Below are 17497 nucleotides of genomic sequence, written 5' to 3' on the forward strand. Positions count from 1 at the left end.
TTTTTTTATGTTAGATGAACAATTAAAGCAACAAACGCTTGAATTTCTAAAATTGTTAGAGTCTCCCGTCCAATTCACATTAAGTGTGGGTGAAGATGAAAACAGCAAAAAAGTAGAACAATTTGTTAAAGAAATTTGTTCTTTAGATGAAAAAAACCTCTCTTATACGTATGAAAAGCTGGAGTTTACTCCAGCTTTCCGTATCGATAAGAAAGGTGAGCAACCAAGTGGTGTCACATTTGCGGGTGTACCATTAGGGCATGAATATAATTCATTTATTTTAGCTCTATTACAGGTCGCAGGTCGTGCTCCAAAAATTGAAGACAGTCAAAAGAAACAAATTCAAGCCTTAAAAGGCCCTCTTCATTTTGTCACTTACGTTAGTTTAACTTGCCATAACTGTCCAGATGTGGTGCAGTCTCTAAATATTTTAGCAATTTTAAATCCAGAGATTACCCATACCATGGTAGATGGTGGCATGTACAAAGAAGAAGTCGAAGCTAAAGATATTATGGCTGTTCCTGCGACTTTCTTAGATGGTGAATTGTGGTCTAGTGGTAAAATCTCTTTAGATGAAATTTTACAAAAACTAGGATCAGATGATACAGAAAAATTCGCACCGTTTACAAAAGAAGTTTACGATATGGCCATTATCGGTGCAGGTCCTGCTGGGGCAAGTGCGGCGATTTATGCGAGTCGTAAAGGAATTAAAACAGCGATTATTTCTGACCAAATGGGTGGCCAAGTTAATGAAACTTTAGGAATCGAAAATGTCATCGGTACCCCTTACATCGAAGGACCACAGTTGGCACAACGCTTAAAATCTCATATGGATGAGTATGATATCGATTACATCCAAGGACAAAAAGTAGCTTCTATCGAAAAAGATACACCGTTTAAAATCACTTTACGTAATGGTGTTATTATTCAAGCCAAAACGATCGTTTTAGCTACAGGTGCTCGTTGGCGTGACTTAAATGTTCCAGGTGAACAAGAGTTCCGTACAAAAGGAGTTGCCTATTGTCCACACTGTGATGCCCCTCTATTCGCTGGTAAAAAAGTAGCCGTAGCTGGTGGTGGTAACTCAGGAATTGAAGCAGCGATTGACCTAGCAAATATTGCCAGTCATGTTACTGTTTTTGAATTTATGGATCGTTTAAAAGCAGACCAAGTATTACAAAAACGAGCAAAAGAGTTACCAAATATTGATATCTTGACTAACGTCGCTTTGAAAGAAATTAAAGGAAAAGAAAAAGTAGAACAAGTAGCCTATGAAGATCGTTTAACTGGAGAAGTTAAAGATATGGATTTAGACGGTATCTTTATCCAAATCGGTCTTGTACCAAATACTGATTTCTTAGGAGATACCGTAGCTCGTACCCCACGTGGTGAAATTATTATTGACGAAGTGGGTCGCACCAATGTTCCAGGTATCTTCGCTGCTGGAGATTGTACTACTCAAACGTATAAACAAATCATTATCTCCATGGGTAGCGGTGCTACTGCAGCGTTAAGTGCTTTTGACTATTTAATTCGCGAACAATAATTTCAAAGCCGTTCTTTGTAACGGCTTTTTTCTATCTATTGATTAAAAAAAAGGAGTAATCATTATGTTGAAATTAACAATGTTAGGTTCTGGTGGGAGCATTCCGCTTCCTGATCGTTATTTATCTTCTGGTTTGATTGAATATAAAGGTCGTAAGATTTTAGTCGATGCCGGAGAAGGAACTCAAGTTTCTATGCGTTCTATTAATAGCGGTTTTAAAGATTTAGATGTGATTTGTATTACCCACTTGCATGGAGATCATGTCATTGGATTACAAGGAATGCTAGGAACCACTAGTAACTCTGGTAGAACAAAACCTATCACCATTATCGGTCCTACTGGATTAAAAGATGTCTTAGCTGGTTTCCGTCTAATCTCCCCTTATCTAAATTATGAGGTAAATGTCATTGAAGATCCGACAGAACCTGTGGTCATCAATAACGATGACATTCATGGAGATTTAATCATTGAAACTTTACCCGTGGAACATACTCGACCTTGCTTAGGTTATCGCTTTAATATTTCTCGTCAACCAAAATTTGATGTCGAAAAAGCCAAAGCAAACCACGTTCCACAAGCTGCTTGGAAATCATTACAACAAGGACAAGAAGTAATGCTAGATGGCGTTACTTATACGAAAGATATGGTGTTAGGAGAAGAACGAAAAGGATTGTCCATTAGTTATATTACTGATACTTTACCAATCGATACCATTCCTAACTTTGTTCAAGATAGTGATTTATTCGTTTGCTGTGCGAACTATGGAGATTCTGCTGATAAGAAAAAAGCAGATAAAAATAAACACATGACTTTCCATGATGCTGCCACATTAGCTAAAGAAGGAAACGTTCATCGTTTATTATTAACTCACTTCTCACAAGCAATGCGCCATCCAGAAGAATATGTAGAAAATGCTCGAGAAGTCTTCCCTCATACTTGGATTAACCAAGATCACTTACAAGTAGAATTAAACTTCGATCAAGAGCCAGTATTAGATCTTTCTTTAGTAAAAGAACCTTATCTTTGCAACCAAGAAGGATAATAAAAAAGCTAGATGTAGAGATTTTTACATCTAGCTTCTTTTTATTTTTCTCGAATTTGAACAGCAGTTCCTGAGCAAGTAACCATTAACATATTATTTTCATCACCAAGTACTTGGTATTGAATATCCACCGCAATTACGGCATCAGCATCTAATTCTGCTGCTCTTTTTTTCATTTCCGCAAGTGCATTTTCTCTAGCTTGAATTAAATCTTTTTCATAACCACGAGCACGTCCTCCAAGCACATTACGCACCCCTGCACCAAAGTCTCGTAAAAAGTTTGCTCCAGAAATTACTTCTCCAAAGACGATATCTTCATAATTTACAATTTCATAACCTTCCAAAGTAGAAGAAGTAGTAATGATCATCGTATATTCTTCCTTTCTTTTCCTTGTATTCCTTCTTTGTTTTTATTGTAATACAAGTAAAATCAGGGTTCAAAATTAACGTTCAAAAACAAAAGATTTCATTCGCATCATCGCATCAATGGAATATTTAATGCCTTGCACGCCAAGCCCAGAATTTTTAATTCCTAAAAATGGGAAGTGGTCCGCTCCACGTTGAGTACGATGGTTCATGTGTACTGTCCCTACTTTCAATGCTTTTCCAATCTCCATCGCTAAAGGATAGTTATTTGTAAAGATTGCACTTTGTAATCCATACTCCGAAGCATTAGCCAGACGAATCATTTCTTCTACATCTTTTACTCGTAAAATAGGTAATACAGGTCCAAAAGGTTCTTCCCAAGCTAAATCCATATCTACAGTTACTTGATCTAATAACATTGGCCAAATTAAATTTCTTTCTCGTTGATACTTTGTTTTCGCTACTGCTCCTTTTAATAATGCATCTTCAATTAAAAATTCAATATGATCTGCCACAAAACGGTCAATTAAAGGCGTAATATCTGCATTCTCTTCTGGTAAGCCAACAGATAAGGTTTCCATCTCTTTTTGTATTGCTGCTACTAAAGCATCCGCATTTTTTTCTGTCACAAATACACGTTTAATCGCTGTACAACGTTGTCCTGAATATTGGAACGCTCCAGCGACAATTTCTTTAGCCGCATTTTCTAAATCTGCATCTTCTAATACTAAAGCTGCATCTTTCCCACCTAATTCCATAATGCATGGTTTCATTCCTGCAAGCTCTGCAATATGCGTTCCAATTTCAGTTGATCCTGTAAAGTTAATCGCATCAACTTCTGGATGCGTTACTAAAGCATCCCCAATAACTGAACCTCTACCAGTAACTGTATTTAATACTCCAGCAGGAACTCCTGCTTCATGAAAAATACGAGCTAATTGTAGGCCAGAAATCGCTCCTTGAGTAGGTGTTTTAAACACTACTGTATTCCCGCCAATTAATGCTGGAGCAATTTTAGAGGCAGCTAAGTTCACTGGATAGTTGAAGGGCGCAATTGCCAAGACAACTCCCATTGCTTCTTTATGCACAAAAGCAATTTTATTTTGATCTTTTTTAGAGAAACTTCCTCCTTCTAAAATTTGTCCTTCCATACGGCATCCTTCTTCTGCCGTATAAGCAATCAAATCTGCAGTACGTTCCACTTCTTGAATAGAAGCTGCTCTACTTTTCGCAATTTCTTTGGATAATAATGTACCAATTTCCACGGCTTCTTTTTTCAATAATTGAGCTGCTTGATGTAAAATTTGTGCTCGTTCAACAACGGCTAATGCCTGCCATTCTTTTTGTGCTTGACGTGCACTTTGCATCACTTCTTCAATTTCTTTTTCTTCCATTGCTGGTACTGTACCTAATTCTTTTCCTGTCGCAGGTTCTTTTATTGTAATCGTTTGAGAAGTTCCTTTCCATTCTCCATTGACTAAGTTTAAATATGATTTCATTGGTTTTCCTCATTTCCTTGGTAATGACTATATTTTAATATAATCAAAGGATTCATTTCACTTTTTTCTTATCATATATAAAGATTTATTTAATATTATAAAGTTTTTATCAAGATTTTATCTTTTTTTGTCGATTTTTTCCCAAATTTTTTCCTCAACTTTCTTAAAAAAAACTTTATTGAGAAAAAATAACTATTGACAAGATTCCTTTCTTCCTTTTTGATAAAAATAAATCAAAGGAGGAGATCTACTTGCCAGAAAAACCAAAGATTGCTTTTATCTGTACACATAATTCTTGTCGAAGCCAAATTGCAGAAGCTTTAGCTAAAAAACATTTATCCACAGAATATGAAATTTATTCTGCAGGAACAGAAATCAAAAACCATATTAATCCAGATGCTATCCGCTTGATGAAAACTCATTATGGCATTGATATGGAAAAAGAACAAAAACCAAAAACAATAGAAGTCTTACCGTCATCCATAGACTATGTAATTACAATGGGATGTGGAGTTCATTGTCCTTTTCTTCCAGCTAAAAAAAGAGAAGATTGGAGATTAGAAGATCCAACAGGGAAATCAGACGCAGAATTTTTAGCGATTATACAAGAAATTGAACATAAAATTTTGGCGTTAAATAAAGAAAAAAAGGCATAGGAAGTTCCTATGCCTTTAACATTTATGAATATGAAGAAAGCCATCTATCGGGCTTGAACCGACGACCCCCACCTTACCATGGTGGTGCTCTACCGACTGAGCTAAGATGGCAACGTACTTTTTTATTATATACTAATCTTTTCTAATAGACAACGTTATTTAAGAATAAAATTGAGTAATTTCTTGGAATTGTACTTTCCCAATTAATTCTCGGAAACGATGTGTCCCAATCCATTCATATTGACTTGGTAATGGCGGTAATTGATCTAAAGCTAGCTGGAATACATATAGAGGTAAGTGTTGAATTTCTTCATAACGCACATCTACTAAATCCGCTAATTCTAATTGATCCATAGGTAATTTCATTTCTTTTAGTGCTTCTACAATTACGCCAAGATTCGTCTTTTCTGGAACTGCTTCTCGAGTAATAAAATAATACTGTTCTTCTTTTTTTTCAACTAAAAAACGTACTTCATCGCGACAAAGAAGAATTACTGTTCCTGCTACAATCTTTTTCATTTCCATCCCTCTTAATCTTCCTTTTTTAAATCCTTCATGGATTCATCTACCCATTTTGGCAATTGCTTTTGAATACTTTGAAAACCAATTTTCTTATGTTTATTTGTAAAGTAATGTTTACGCAAGTAGCGACGAGGAACTTGTTTTAGCATTGCTCGTGAAGAAAGACTCATCTTATGTGTATACTCATCAATATCAATAATTTTTGCTTCAATTTGATCACCAACCGAAAATAATTGATTTAAATGACGAATATATTCTGGTTTAATTTCTGAAATGTGAATTAGACCTTGCACTCCTTCTTCAATTTGTACAAATACGCCATAGGGTTGAATTCCAGTTACTGTTCCTGTAACAGTCATACCGATATGATACTCTGTCATGAATCTCTTCCCTTCTTAAATAAAAGCCCCATTACTGGGGCTCGTGTATTATTCTTTTACATCTACAGCATCAATTGTAACATCATATAATGGACGATCATTCATATCACAAGATACACCTGCAATTTCATCTACTACATTCATTCCTTCAATCACTTGACCAAAAACTGTATGACGTTGATCTAACCAAGGAGTTCCTCCATTTTCTAAGTACGCTGTACGCACTTCTTCTGGATAAGCATCTAACATTGGTTTTAAATGATTTGGAATTTGATGTGCTTGTACGATAAAGAATTGGCTACCATTTGTATTAGGACCTGCATTAGCCATAGATAAGGCACCACGGAAATTGAATAATTCTTTAGAGAATTCATCTTCAAAAGGTCCGCCATAAATGCTTTCACCACCACAACCTGTTCCTGTTGGGTCGCCCCCTTGAATCATAAATTCATTGATAACACGATGGAAAATCGTTCCTGTGTAGTAACCTTTTTTCGCTAATTCAACAAAATTTTCTACTGTTTTTGGTGCTTGTTCTGAATATAATTCCATTGTAATATCCCCACGATTAGTATGGAAAGTTACTTTTGGATTATTTTCATGTAATTCTTTTTGTAATAAAGTCATAATTCTCTCCTATCCGTTCCCGTTTCCTTTAAACCATCCTGTTTTACAGTTAATTGTCACTAGATAAACATGGATATTACTATTTGGATAGCCACTTAATGTACGAGAACGATTGTTTGTTCCATATAAATTATAATATCCTTCGCCATTTCTGACAAAAGCTTTCTCTAATGAATAACCATCGGGCGTAATGTATCCACGTTCAATACAAGTATTAATCACTTGTTCTTTTACCCCTTTGGCCCAAGCATAAGGACCTGTTTTATCTGAAGCCTCATCAGCCTTTTTCTTTGTTTCTTTTTCTGCTTTTTCCGCTTCTTTTTTAGCTTCCTCTGCTTTTTTCTTCTCTTCTGCTTCTTTTTTACGTTCACCAAGAACTTCTTTTACTTGTTTTAATTTCTTTTGTAATGATTTTTTCAAAGAAGTATTTTGTACTTTATCTACCAATTTTTCAGCATCTGTGCAATCTTCAGAAGTCACTTTATCTTTTACTTCTTTTCCTTCATATAAGTTAGAAACAGCATCTTTTGCTTCTTTTTGAGCTTCTGCCTGTCCTTTGGCATCTAAAATACATTCATTCACTGCTTTTTCAAAAGGAGTACTTGGATTTTTCACTGGGACAAATTCCACTTTTACGTTGTCTTTTAATCCCACTTTTTCGATTTTATCTCCTTTTAAAATTGGTGAAACAAAAAGATCATTAATTTTATTTGTTAGTTCCGTATTCTTTTGTAACTCTTGTAATTGTTTTGTTAGGTCGGAAGCTTTTTCTGGATCTTTTTTCTCTAAATCAGCGATTTCATCTTTTACATTGGCAATGGTTTTTGCACTCATATTTTTTGCCACAAAACCATCTTTTGCTTTATCACCCACATAATAATCATCGATTTGACGTTCAATTTTACGATAAGCTTGTTGTACTTCGGTGTGTTCTTTTTGTAAATGATAATAATATCCTCCACCTGCAATCGCTAAAAGAACGATTACGAGTAGAACCCATGGCCAGTAACGTTTTTTCTTCGGTGTTCCTGGTTTCTTTTCTTCAGGCTCTTTTGGCGATACACTTGCTTCTAATAATTTCTGCTGTTTTTGTAGATTTTCTTCTTCTTCTTTCGTTAAACTAGGACCAGTAGGTGTACTTGTATCTTTTGAATCTTTTTTCTCTTCTTTATTTGGAGCAACAGAGGCCATGAAGACAGGAGTATTTTGAGTTGTATTTTCCTCTTCTTTCTCCTCTGCTTCTTCATTTTTAGCCTTTTCTTTTTGCGCTAACTCCTGTGCTTCTCGTTGTTCTATGATGTGTAAAATTTCATCTAGTTCTTGCAACGGACGAGTATAAGAATCTGTTTCCTCCTCTGTTTTTTCTACTTCTTTTCCTTCATGATTTACTGTTGAATTTTCTAAATCAGAAGGAGTTTCAGTAGATATAGATACTACAGACTCTGCTTTTGGTTCTTCTACTTCTTTTTCTTCTTTTGTACTTTGCTCTTTTTGTTTTGGTGCTGTTACCGCACAAGTAAAGATAGGTGTAACTTCTTTCTTTTCTTCTTTTGGATTTGTTACTTCTTTTGATTCTACTACTGATGGTTCTTCATTATTTTCTTCTTTTGCATCTGCAGCTTCTACAGAATCATGTTCCTTGTCATCTTTTACTTTTTCGTCTTTAAATAAAGAACCATTACGCACTTTTTCTAATAAAGAAGGACCTTTTTTATTCTCTGTTGGAATCGTTTCTTTTTCTTCTAAAGGAGAGACAGACGGCTCTTCTTTTGCCTCTTCTTCTTTAGCGAAGAAATCTCCTTTTTTCGTTGGTTTTCGTTTTGCTACTTCTGATTCCATTGTTTTTGGTACTTGTAATGGAGTAGTTTCTTCCATTGAAGTACTTTCTTTTGGTAGAGGTGGAAGTTGTTTTCCACGTTCTTCTTGTTCCTCTTTCACATCATAAGTTTCTTCTGATTTTTTCAACACTTCTAATTTTTCTGAAGGAGAAGTTGGTTCTTCTTTACTAAACGCATGTAACGAACTTTGTTTTGTTGTTCTTTCTTTTGGAATTTCTTCTAATTTTTGTTTAGAAATCGCTTCTCCTACTGTTTGTTGGAATTCTTTTTCTTTATCAAATTCTGGTTCAAAGTCTTCTTGATCCATATTTTGCTTATGGAAAATCTCTGTATGATGAACTTTTGAGGCTTGTTCTTTTGAAAAATCATAAAAAGATTGTTTTTTATTTTCTTTTACTGTGTCTTTTTCTCGGATGACACCTTTTGTTGCTGTGGAATGAAGATCACAACGTGGACAAAAATCTCCTTCCACCACGGACCCACAACGGGGACAATGTTTTACTTCTTTCATTTTCCTCATCCTATTTGTATTATTCAATATAATATTATAACAGATAACCGATTAGAACCCATCTTTTTTTCTCTCTAATTTTATATTTTTTTATTGCTTTTTTTCTTTTCTCTTTTTTCTTTTTTAAACGATAATCCTCCGTCATCATTTTAAGTTATTTTTTGGTTAACAAAAATATCCTAAGCTTTTTATAAAAAGAATGTCTTTTCTCTACTTATTTTGTTTCTTTCTATTATAATAAGGAACGGAGAGGAAATCGCTGTCATCGATTTCTCTTATAGTACGGCCTCAATGATAAAGAGACCAACGAGAAAGAAAGGAGATTACTAGTTTTTCTAGTAAATATATCGTTATGAATATCGGAATTGATAAAATAAATTTCTTCACACCTAATGCTTACGTGGATCTTGTAGATGTTGCGAATGCTCGTGGTATCGATCCAAATAAATTTACTATTGGAATTGGCCAAAATGAAATGGCACAACAACCAAGAACACAAGATGCCTATACAATGGCAGCGAATGCTGCTTATCCATTAATGGATGAAATTGAAAAAGAAAAGATTGACCTAATTATTTTTGGGACAGAATCTGCCTCTGATGCTTCTAAATCAGGTGCGGTTATTTTACAAAACTTATTAGGGATTCAAAAATATTGTCGTTGTTACGAAATTAAACAAGCTTGCTATGGAGCTACTGCTGGTTTAATGACGGCAATTTCTCATATTCATCAACATCCAGAAAGTCGTGTGTTGGTCGTTGGTAGTGATATTGCTCGTTATGGTTTAGCTACTGGCGGAGAAGTAACACAAGGTGCAGGTGCTATTGCTATGATTATTAGTGCTAACCCTTCCATCATGACTTTTGATGAAAAAACGGTTGCTTACTCTGAAGATATTTATGACTTCTGGCGTCCAAACTACTCTAGCACTGCTTTTGTTGATGGAAAATTCTCAAATGAAGCTTATATCCGCTTCTTTAACGAAACCTTCCATGGATATTGTGAAAAATATGGTACTTCTTTAGATGATTTTGGTGCTTTGTTATTCCACATGCCTTATACAAAAATGGGATTAAAAGCATTGCGTTCTGTCTTAGAAGAAGGATCAGAAGAAACTCAAGAACGTCTAACAAACCATTATGAAAAAGCAGCGATGTATACTCGTCGTATCGGAAACTTATATACCGGTTCTTTATACTTAAGCTTAATTTCTTTATTAGCCAATGATGAAAACATCTCAACCGAAGATACGATTGGTCTATTTAGTTATGGTTCTGGTGCGGTAGGTGAATTCTTCACTGCTAAATTAGTTCCAGGATATGAAAAACATATTCATAAAGAAGATTACGAAGCGTTATTAAATCGTCGTGTTCGCTTCACAGTAGAACAATATGAAGATTTATTCAATCAAACTTGGTTAGAAGAAGATGGATGTGAAACTTACCAATGTGACTTTGATGACGCTCCATTCCAATTAGAAAAAATTTGTGATCATCGTCGTTACTACAAAGGAGGAAAATAAGATGAAAATTGCGATTGTCGGAATGAATCGTACTCCTTTTGCTAAATTCAATGGGGGCTTTAAAGACTTAGCCCCTAATGAAATTGCAGCAGCAGCAGTAAAAGGACTATTGGATAAAGAACCAAAATTAAAAGATTTATGCGATAAAGTAATTTTAGGTGAAGTCTTTGGTGCTGGAGTAGGACAAAACCCTGCTCGCTTTGCCGCAATAAAAGCAGGATTATCCGAAAAAGTAACGGCAATGACCGTTAATCAAGTGTGTGGTTCTGGCTTACTTTCTTTAGATCTAGCAGCTCAAATGCTAGAAACTGGCCGTGCTCAATGTATTATCGCTGGTGGCGTGGATAGTTTTACAAAAACCCCTCTATTAAAAGACCGCTTTACTGAAGAAATTACAGATAGTTTTGATGATGGGTTAGCGGATGACTTTTCTCATGAGAAAATGGGAGTTACTGCAGAAAATGTAGCTCGTGCTTTCCATATTACTCGTGAAGAACAAGATGCCTTTGCTTATCAGTCTCAACAAAAAGCAAAAGCAGCTCAAGACGCAGGAAAATTTGCGCAAGTCATCACTCCTGTTGCAGGGATTGAAGCAGATGAATGCCTGCGCCCTACAACTTCTTTAGAAAAATTAGCTACCTTAAAGACTGTTTTTGCAGAAGATGGTACAGTTACCGCAGGAAATAGTTCTGCTTTAAGTGATGGAGCAGCAGTAGTTGCGTTAATGACAGAAGAAAAAGCAAAAGCAGAAGGATTACCTATTTTGGCAACGATTCAAAACTTTGTCGAAGTAGGAATGGATCCAGAATATATGGGTGTTGCTCCTATTTTGGCGATTCAAATGTTATGTCAAAAAGAACATCGCACCATCGATGATTATGATTACATCGAATTAAATGAAGCTTTTGCGAGTCAATCCGTCGCTTGTCAAAAAGAATTAAACATTCCAAAAGAAAAATTAAATATTTGGGGTGGCGCAATTGCTCTTGGTCATCCTCTAGGTGCTAGTGGAACTCGCTTAGTCATGCAAATGGTTCAACAGCTAGAAGAAAATGATAAACATTTAGGGCTAGTTTCTCTATGTATTGGTGGCGGAATGGGTATGGCCCTTGAGGTTGTGAGAGACAAATGAATGAATTAGACACGCACAAATTTTATGAATGTTCTATTGAAGAACGAAAAGAACGTTTATTAGAAGCAGGATATACTAACAATACATTAAACATTTTGATGTCTCAATATTTACTGAGCCCTGAAATTGGAGATCATTTAGTGGAAAATTATATTGGTAATTTTGATATTCCTATGGGTCTTGGTTTAAATTTTGTCATCAATAAAAAAGATTATGTTATTCCTATGGCTACAGAAGAGCCTTCAGTTATTGCTGCCGCAAGTAATGCTGCGAAAATGGCTAAAAAAGGCGGCGGTTTTCATACAAAAATGGAACACAAATATGCTACAGGTGAAGTTGTATTAACCAATATTCCTGATTTAGCTACCGCCATCCAAACATTAGAATCCCACCGAGAAGAAATCATTGAAGAAACCAATCAATATCACCCTTCTATTGTCGAGCGTGGAGGTGGGGTAAAAAATATTCAAGTCTTAACTAAAAATTCTTCTAGTCATGAATTTTTAACAGTTCTCTTCTTTATCGATACAAAAGAAGCCATGGGAGCTAATATTGTAAATACGATGATGGAAGGAATTGCTCCGACACTGGAAAAATGGACCGGTGGTGAAAAATTACTTGCCATTTTAAGTAATTTACCAACCGAAGCAGTAGCGAGTGCTTCTACTTGTATTCCCTACTCTGCTCTTGGAAAAACAGAAGAAGAAGGAAAAGAATTAGCTGAACGTATTGTGCTGGCAACAGAATATGCCAACACTGATCCTTATCGAGCTGTGACTCATAATAAAGGAATTATGAATGGTGTGCATGCTGTGGCTTTAGCTACAGGAAATGATACTCGTGCTGTGGAATCTGCTGTGCATGCTTATGCCGTTCGCTCAGGACATTATCAAACATTATCCTATTGGCATCTATCTGATGAGGGATTATGTGGAGAAATCTCACTTCCTCTAGCATTAGGTACAGTAGGTGGAGCAATTCGTGTTTTACCAAAAGCAAAAGCGAATTTATCGTTACTTAACCATCCATCCAGTCGAAAATTAGCTCAAATTATGGCAGCTGTAGGACTAGCACAAAACTTAGCCGCCTTAAAAGCTTTGGTTAGCGAAGGAATTCAACGAGGACATATGAGTCTTCACGCCAATAGTTTAGCAATCCATGCAGGAGCGATTGGCTCTGAAATTGAAAAAGTGGCGACTTATCTTAAAGAAAATCAATGTCTAAATTCAACAGCAGCGAAAGAATATTTAAATAAAATACGTAAATAAAAAAACATCCACATCTAAGGATCAAATGATTCTTATGATTGTGGATGTTTTTTATTTTTTACGAGGAACATATACTTCTAAATGTTGAGGTAAAACCGAAATATCTAACGGTAATGGATCATCGCGATCGCCATCAACATTCGCTGAAAATGGGCTTATTTCTTCATTTTCTAGCGCAATATGTAAATGTTCAAACTCACGGTAATAGATTTTTTCATTATTGATTAAATCACCACTTAACACGGTTGGCGCCACCATTAACGTATCAAATAAATTATCGGCAAGTAAAGCAATAAAATGTAATTTTCCATCATCAACTTCTGCTGGGTCAATCATATGTTTAAAGCCACCAATGGAACTTGTTAGCCCAATCATAATTAAACTTGTGGTTAGGTTTATCTCTTCTCCGTCCATGTTTAATAAAAATTCATGTTGTTCATTTTCTTTCAGTGCTTTTACGCCTGCTAAACTATACGCTAATTTTCCCAATTTTGTTTTTTGTTCTGATTTTACGTTGTTTAATTCTTCTGGAATGTCTCCTAAAGCAACAACATTCATAAAATAATGATCATTAATTTTTCCAATATCTAATGGTTTCAAAACTGCATCTTCAATATCCATAATAGCTTGTCTTGGATGCAAAGAAATTCCTAAGGCACGAGCCAAATCATTTACTGTACCTAATGGGAAAAAACCAAACTTTGGTCGATACGGCTGTTCCGCTAATCCACTAATTCCTTCATTAACGGTGCCATCTCCTCCCATGACAAAAAAAGCATCATAGTAATTCTCACAAGCTTCTCTTGCAAAACGAGTTGCATCATAAGGACCGGTTGTTTCACGTAATTCTACTGTCCCAAATTTTGCTCGTAAGGTAGCCAGTGCTAAATGTTTGTAATAAGAGGCTCTTTCTCCACCTGAAGAAGGATTAATGACTAACATTGCTTTGGTCATGCTCTGTTCCTCCCAAGTTTTCATTTCATTATATAATCTATCACAATCGTTCGGCTTTTTCCATATTTTGCCGATGAAAGTTCCATCTTTTTTTAAGTTTATTTTATAATCACACAGAAAGAAAAAAGAGCTAGAGAAAATCCCTAGCTCTTCTTCTACTCGTTGCTTATTTTTCGAAAGTAACGATTTCTGTACCTTTACGGTTTTCATCTGTAATAGAAGCATGTTTGATTTCAGCTTCGTTCCAAATGTGGTAGTAATAAGTTTGAGTTGCTTGTGAGTAGCAAGAAGTGTAGATTGTAAATTCGATTGCACCATGTTCGTTGATAACACTTCCGTAAGGCATAGCTACGTCCATTAATGTGTTGAACATACGAGCAACGTTTGCTTCTTCTCCTTCTTGAGTTGGGTAGTTAGCATTTAAGAATGCTGTTTTCACGAAGCGTGATTGAGTTGAACTATCCCCTGGTAATCCTAATTGACCTGTACCAATACCTTGGAATTGTAATTCTTGACGGTTCCAAGTTGTGTTTGAACGGTCATTTGCACTTAAACCAATGTAGTTGTTTAAGTTTTGGATGTGCCATGGGAATTCTGGATTGTTTGTTAATACGTCTACATTGTTTTCGTAAACCATTAAACCTTTTTCTTTTGTTTGTTCCACAACGATTGTTTCATTTGCGTCTGAAATGATCCAGTGTAATGGAGATAAAGGCATACCTGGTGCAAAGTCTGTACCGATTAAGTATGTATCTTTTAATGCTTCACGTAATTCAGCAACAGATTCAAATTCATCTAATGCCCATACCATGAATTCATATGGAGTTACATTATATTTTTTAGTTTGGTCACCTTCTGGAGCGAAGTAAGCGTTGCGTGGGAAGTTTAATCCTGCAATACCCATTCCGCGTGCGCTACAAGCTTCGAAGAATAATGGGTATCCACCTGCGTTTACACCCATACCAATAATCGCTGTTGATAATTTTTTAGCTGGCATATGACGATATTGCATTTCATATCCTTCAGGAGCTAAAATTGGTTGTTCTCCGTAGTTATTTTCATCAAGGTCTAAATTACGACCAAAATATAGATTATTTGCTGTATCAGTAAATCTTAAACCTGTACACATAAAAAATCCTTCTTTCTATTCCTCTTTTAACCACTTCGGTCAATTTTTATTTTAATATGAATAATTCACAAAAGGCAAGCAACTCACCTTTGTTTCTTCCATATTTTTTCTTCTCAATTCACTATTCCGATATGAAAAATATGAGAATTATTGTTTTTTCATTGCTTTTGAACGTAATTGTCCACAAGCTGCATCAATATCTGTTCCGTGTTCTTGACGAATGACACAGTTAATTCCATTTTTCTTCAAAATGTCGTAAAATGCTAAAATATCATCTAATTCACTACGTTGATAATCCACATGTTCGTTCACTGGATTATAAGGAATTAAGTTTACATAGCATAATTTCTTGTGATCTTTTAATAGCTCTACTAACTCTTTTGCATGTTCTTTTTGGTCATTCACATTATGAATCATAATATATTCAAAAGTTACACGGCGGTTTGTTTCATCCATATAATCAAATAAAGCATCCATCACATCTTCTAATTTGAACGCACGGTTAATCTTCATAATCTTAGTACGGATTTCGTCATTTGGCGCATGTAAAGAAAGAGCTAGGTTTACTTGTAATCCTTCTTTTGTAAATTGACGAATTTTTGGTACGATTCCACAAGTAGAAACGGTAATGTGACGAGCACCAATAGCTAATCCTTTATCATCATTCACTACGCGTAAAAATGTCATTACATTATCGTAGTTATCAAAAGGTTCACCAATTCCCATGACTACAATATGGCTGACACGTTCATCATTGCCTTGTGCATCTAGATAACGTTGTACTTGCATCACTTGAGAAACAATTTCTCCAGCGGTTAAGTCACGTTGTTTTTTACGTAACCCACTCGCACAGAAAGAACATCCCATGTTACAACCAACTTGTGTAGTTACACAAACAGATAGACCATATTTATGACGCATTAATACGGTTTCAATTAATTGATGGTCACTTAATTCAAATAAATATTTGATTGTTCCATCGCTTGATTTTTGGATAATACTTTCTTTTAACGGATTGATTACAAAGTTTTCTTCTAACATCGCAATGACAGGTGCTTTTAAGTTTGTCATTTCCGCAAAAGAGTTCACACGTTTACGATATAACCAATCCCAAACTTGTGTTGCTCTAAATTTCTTTTCTCCATGTTCAATAAACCATGCTTCCATTTCTGGGCGTGTTAATCCATAGATTGATGGTTTCAAATCATCCACTCCTATTCTTTGACTAGCTCTGCTCCAGCTAGATAATTTTTATTTTTATTTACATATTTACGGCAGTTTGCCTCAAAAATTGATTTTTTCAAAATGGGATCTACATAAAAGATAATTTTTTCTTCTCCTTTTTCAGCAAAAGCAACACGATAGTCTTTCTTCTTCACGTGTACACGTAATTCTTGAATTGGGTATGGTTCTTTTGCTAGTAAACGAACGGGTTTAATACGATAATAATCATTTTCGATAAATGATGGAATTCGTTTTAATAATTCACTCGCTAGTGCTTTTTTGTCTTCTCCATCAAACATTGTTGCTACATCCTTTGTCCATAATACTTGCATGGTCATCCTCTTTTCTATTATCTTTAGTTCAGACCTAGTATACTATGAATAGAAACAAGGTTCGAAAGGAGAAGCTTATGAAATTAATTTCTTATCAACAAGTCCCTTCCTTTTTACAAAAACAAAGTAAAAATAAAATGCAATGTGAAATGATTGTCGCTAGCTTTAAAAGAGACCGTAAAATTCAAATTCATAAAGACAATGAGACCTATACCCTACTTACAGATGGATACGAGCATGAAGCTTATCCCGAATTAAGTGAAAAAGAAATGTATAAACTATTGAAGAAAAAAATGAAATTGGAGTTCCCTCGTAGTCATAAATTATACGTGGATATCCACGACGCATAATTGTGGAGCTTGCGCTAAACGCACAATAGTTGCAGCACAAGGAGCAGGTAAATCAATAACGGTTTTATCTGCTTCCATTTCTGCAATGACTTCCCCTTCCTCTACTTTTGCCCCTTCTTCAACAAAGAAAGAGAAAAATGGTTCTGAGCCATATTTTTCTTGCGCTTCTTTTGTTAATTGAAAATACGTTGTGCCCTCTACTGTGGCTACTTCTACTAAATTAGTCAAGGTTCAACATCTCCTTATATTGATCTTCTTTAAAACCAAATGCGACACCATTTTCAGTAACTAAAATTGGACGACGTAATAACATGCCATCTTGGGATAAAACTTCTGCACATTCTTCTAAACTCATCTCATCTAGTTTTTCTTTTAAACCAGAAGCACGGTATTTTTGTCCGCTAGTATTGAAATAACGACGGATTGGGTAATCTTTACGTTCTAACCACGCAAGGATGGTTGCTTTATCTGGTGTATTTGTAATCATATCAATTGCTTCATAAGAAACATTATGTTCATCTAAAAATTTTTTTGCCTTACGACAAGTTGAGCACTTTGGATACCAATAAAATGTATTCATATTCTTTCCCTCCATTTTT

Annotated in this window: 19 protein-coding genes and 1 tRNA gene; 7 read left to right on the forward strand and 13 right to left on the reverse strand. The window is 35.3% G+C overall.

Features of this window, described 5'->3' with window-relative positions:
* Positions 1-7 precede the first annotated feature (7 nt).
* Both ahpF and C683_RS01215 read left to right on the forward strand, forming a co-directional pair.
* Entirely contained in the window at positions 8-1546 is a 1539-nt protein-coding gene (gene ahpF, locus C683_RS01210; RefSeq protein ID WP_009488512.1) for an alkyl hydroperoxide reductase subunit F, read from the forward strand.
* Positions 1547-1610: 64 nt separating this feature from the next.
* Complete coding sequence (locus C683_RS01215; RefSeq protein WP_009488513.1) at positions 1611-2588, forward strand: ribonuclease Z; 978 nt, start codon at positions 1611-1613, stop codon at positions 2586-2588.
* Between the two features lie 41 nt (positions 2589-2629).
* Here the strand turns inward: C683_RS01215 and C683_RS01220 are convergent, their stop codons facing one another.
* Together C683_RS01220 and C683_RS01225 are read right to left on the reverse strand one after the other, a co-directional pair.
* Entirely contained in the window at positions 2630-2956 is a 327-nt protein-coding gene (locus C683_RS01220; RefSeq protein ID WP_009488514.1) for a heavy metal-binding domain-containing protein, read from the reverse strand.
* A 75-nt stretch (positions 2957-3031) separates the two neighbouring features.
* A complete protein-coding gene (locus C683_RS01225) occupies positions 3032-4453 on the reverse strand; it encodes an NADP-dependent glyceraldehyde-3-phosphate dehydrogenase (RefSeq protein ID WP_009488515.1) in 1422 nt (473 codons plus the stop codon).
* Positions 4454-4704: 251 nt separating this feature from the next.
* Between C683_RS01225 and C683_RS01230 the strand changes: the two genes are divergently transcribed.
* Complete coding sequence (locus C683_RS01230) at positions 4705-5109, forward strand: arsenate reductase ArsC (protein ID WP_009488516.1); 405 nt, start codon at positions 4705-4707, stop codon at positions 5107-5109.
* A 38-nt stretch (positions 5110-5147) separates the two neighbouring features.
* Here C683_RS01230 and C683_RS01235 read toward each other — a convergent pair.
* The 5 genes from C683_RS01235 to C683_RS01255 all read right to left on the reverse strand — a co-directional run bounded on the left by C683_RS01235 (position 5148) and on the right by C683_RS01255 (position 8987).
* Positions 5148-5220: transfer RNA gene (locus C683_RS01235), tRNA-Thr, on the reverse strand.
* 48 nt (positions 5221-5268) lie between these two features.
* Positions 5269-5628 carry a hypothetical protein gene (locus tag C683_RS01240; protein ID WP_009488517.1) on the reverse strand — a complete coding sequence of 120 codons (360 nt, stop codon included), beginning with the start codon at positions 5626-5628 and terminating at the stop codon, positions 5269-5271.
* A gap of 11 nt (positions 5629-5639) precedes the next feature.
* Positions 5640-6011 (reverse strand): CvfD/Ygs/GSP13 family RNA-binding post-transcriptional regulator, encoded by a 372-nt coding sequence (locus tag C683_RS01245; protein WP_009488518.1) that lies wholly within the window; start codon positions 6009-6011, stop codon positions 5640-5642.
* A 48-nt stretch (positions 6012-6059) separates the two neighbouring features.
* Positions 6060-6638: a peptidylprolyl isomerase gene (locus C683_RS01250; RefSeq protein ID WP_009488519.1), complete on the reverse strand. Its 579-nt coding sequence runs from the start codon at positions 6636-6638 to the stop codon at positions 6060-6062.
* Positions 6639-6647: 9 nt separating this feature from the next.
* Positions 6648-8987, reverse strand: a complete 2340-nt coding sequence (locus tag C683_RS01255) for a cell division site-positioning protein MapZ family protein (RefSeq protein ID WP_009488520.1) — start codon at positions 8985-8987, stop codon at positions 6648-6650.
* A gap of 352 nt (positions 8988-9339) precedes the next feature.
* On the opposite strand from C683_RS01255, the gene C683_RS01260 reads away from it, so the two are divergent.
* From C683_RS01260 to C683_RS01270, 3 genes are read left to right on the forward strand one after another with little or no spacing between them, the layout of a single operon-like run.
* Positions 9340-10509 carry a hydroxymethylglutaryl-CoA synthase gene (locus C683_RS01260; RefSeq protein WP_009488521.1) on the forward strand — a complete coding sequence of 390 codons (1170 nt, stop codon included), beginning with the start codon at positions 9340-9342 and terminating at the stop codon, positions 10507-10509.
* A gap of 1 nt (position 10510) precedes the next feature.
* Positions 10511-11641, forward strand: coding sequence for a thiolase family protein (locus C683_RS01265; protein WP_009488522.1), 1131 nt, complete (start codon positions 10511-10513; stop codon positions 11639-11641).
* On the forward strand, positions 11638-12909 hold the full coding sequence (locus tag C683_RS01270; protein ID WP_009488523.1) for a hydroxymethylglutaryl-CoA reductase, degradative: 1272 nt from the start codon (positions 11638-11640) through the stop codon (positions 12907-12909). The genes C683_RS01265 and C683_RS01270 overlap by 4 nt, the downstream gene beginning before the upstream one ends.
* A gap of 51 nt (positions 12910-12960) precedes the next feature.
* On the opposite strand, the gene C683_RS01275 is transcribed toward C683_RS01270, so the two are convergent.
* From C683_RS01275 to C683_RS01290, 4 genes are all read right to left on the reverse strand, one after another.
* Complete coding sequence (locus C683_RS01275; RefSeq protein ID WP_009488524.1) at positions 12961-13863, reverse strand: diacylglycerol/lipid kinase family protein; 903 nt, start codon at positions 13861-13863, stop codon at positions 12961-12963.
* Between the two features lie 166 nt (positions 13864-14029).
* The gene (bsh, locus tag C683_RS01280) at positions 14030-14992 is read right to left on the reverse strand and encodes a choloylglycine hydrolase (protein WP_009488525.1); all 963 of its coding nucleotides are present in this window, start codon (positions 14990-14992) and stop codon (positions 14030-14032) included.
* Positions 14993-15139: 147 nt separating this feature from the next.
* Positions 15140-16195: a dual-specificity RNA methyltransferase RlmN gene (gene rlmN / locus C683_RS01285; RefSeq protein ID WP_009488526.1), complete on the reverse strand. Its 1056-nt coding sequence runs from the start codon at positions 16193-16195 to the stop codon at positions 15140-15142.
* An 11-nt stretch (positions 16196-16206) separates the two neighbouring features.
* Positions 16207-16548 (reverse strand): hypothetical protein, encoded by a 342-nt coding sequence (locus C683_RS01290; RefSeq protein WP_009488527.1) that lies wholly within the window; start codon positions 16546-16548, stop codon positions 16207-16209.
* Positions 16549-16625: 77 nt separating this feature from the next.
* Here C683_RS01290 and C683_RS01295 point away from each other — a divergent pair, with 77 nt between their 5' ends.
* Positions 16626-16898: a hypothetical protein gene (locus tag C683_RS01295; RefSeq protein ID WP_009488528.1), complete on the forward strand. Its 273-nt coding sequence runs from the start codon at positions 16626-16628 to the stop codon at positions 16896-16898.
* On the opposite strand, the gene C683_RS01300 is transcribed toward C683_RS01295, so the two are convergent.
* Both C683_RS01300 and C683_RS01305 read right to left on the reverse strand, forming a co-directional pair.
* On the reverse strand, positions 16872-17126 hold the full coding sequence (locus C683_RS01300; protein WP_009488529.1) for a lipoyl domain-containing protein: 255 nt from the start codon (positions 17124-17126) through the stop codon (positions 16872-16874). The two genes, C683_RS01295 and C683_RS01300, sit on opposite strands and share 27 nt — an antisense overlap.
* On the reverse strand, positions 17119-17478 hold the full coding sequence (locus tag C683_RS01305) for an arsenate reductase family protein (protein ID WP_009488530.1): 360 nt from the start codon (positions 17476-17478) through the stop codon (positions 17119-17121). Before C683_RS01305 ends, C683_RS01300 begins: the two co-directional genes overlap by 8 nt.
* Between the last annotated feature and the right edge of the window lie 19 nt (positions 17479-17497).

The organism is Catellicoccus marimammalium M35/04/3 (assembly GCF_000313915.1).
Taxonomy (GTDB): domain Bacteria; phylum Bacillota; class Bacilli; order Lactobacillales; family Catellicoccaceae; genus Catellicoccus; species Catellicoccus marimammalium.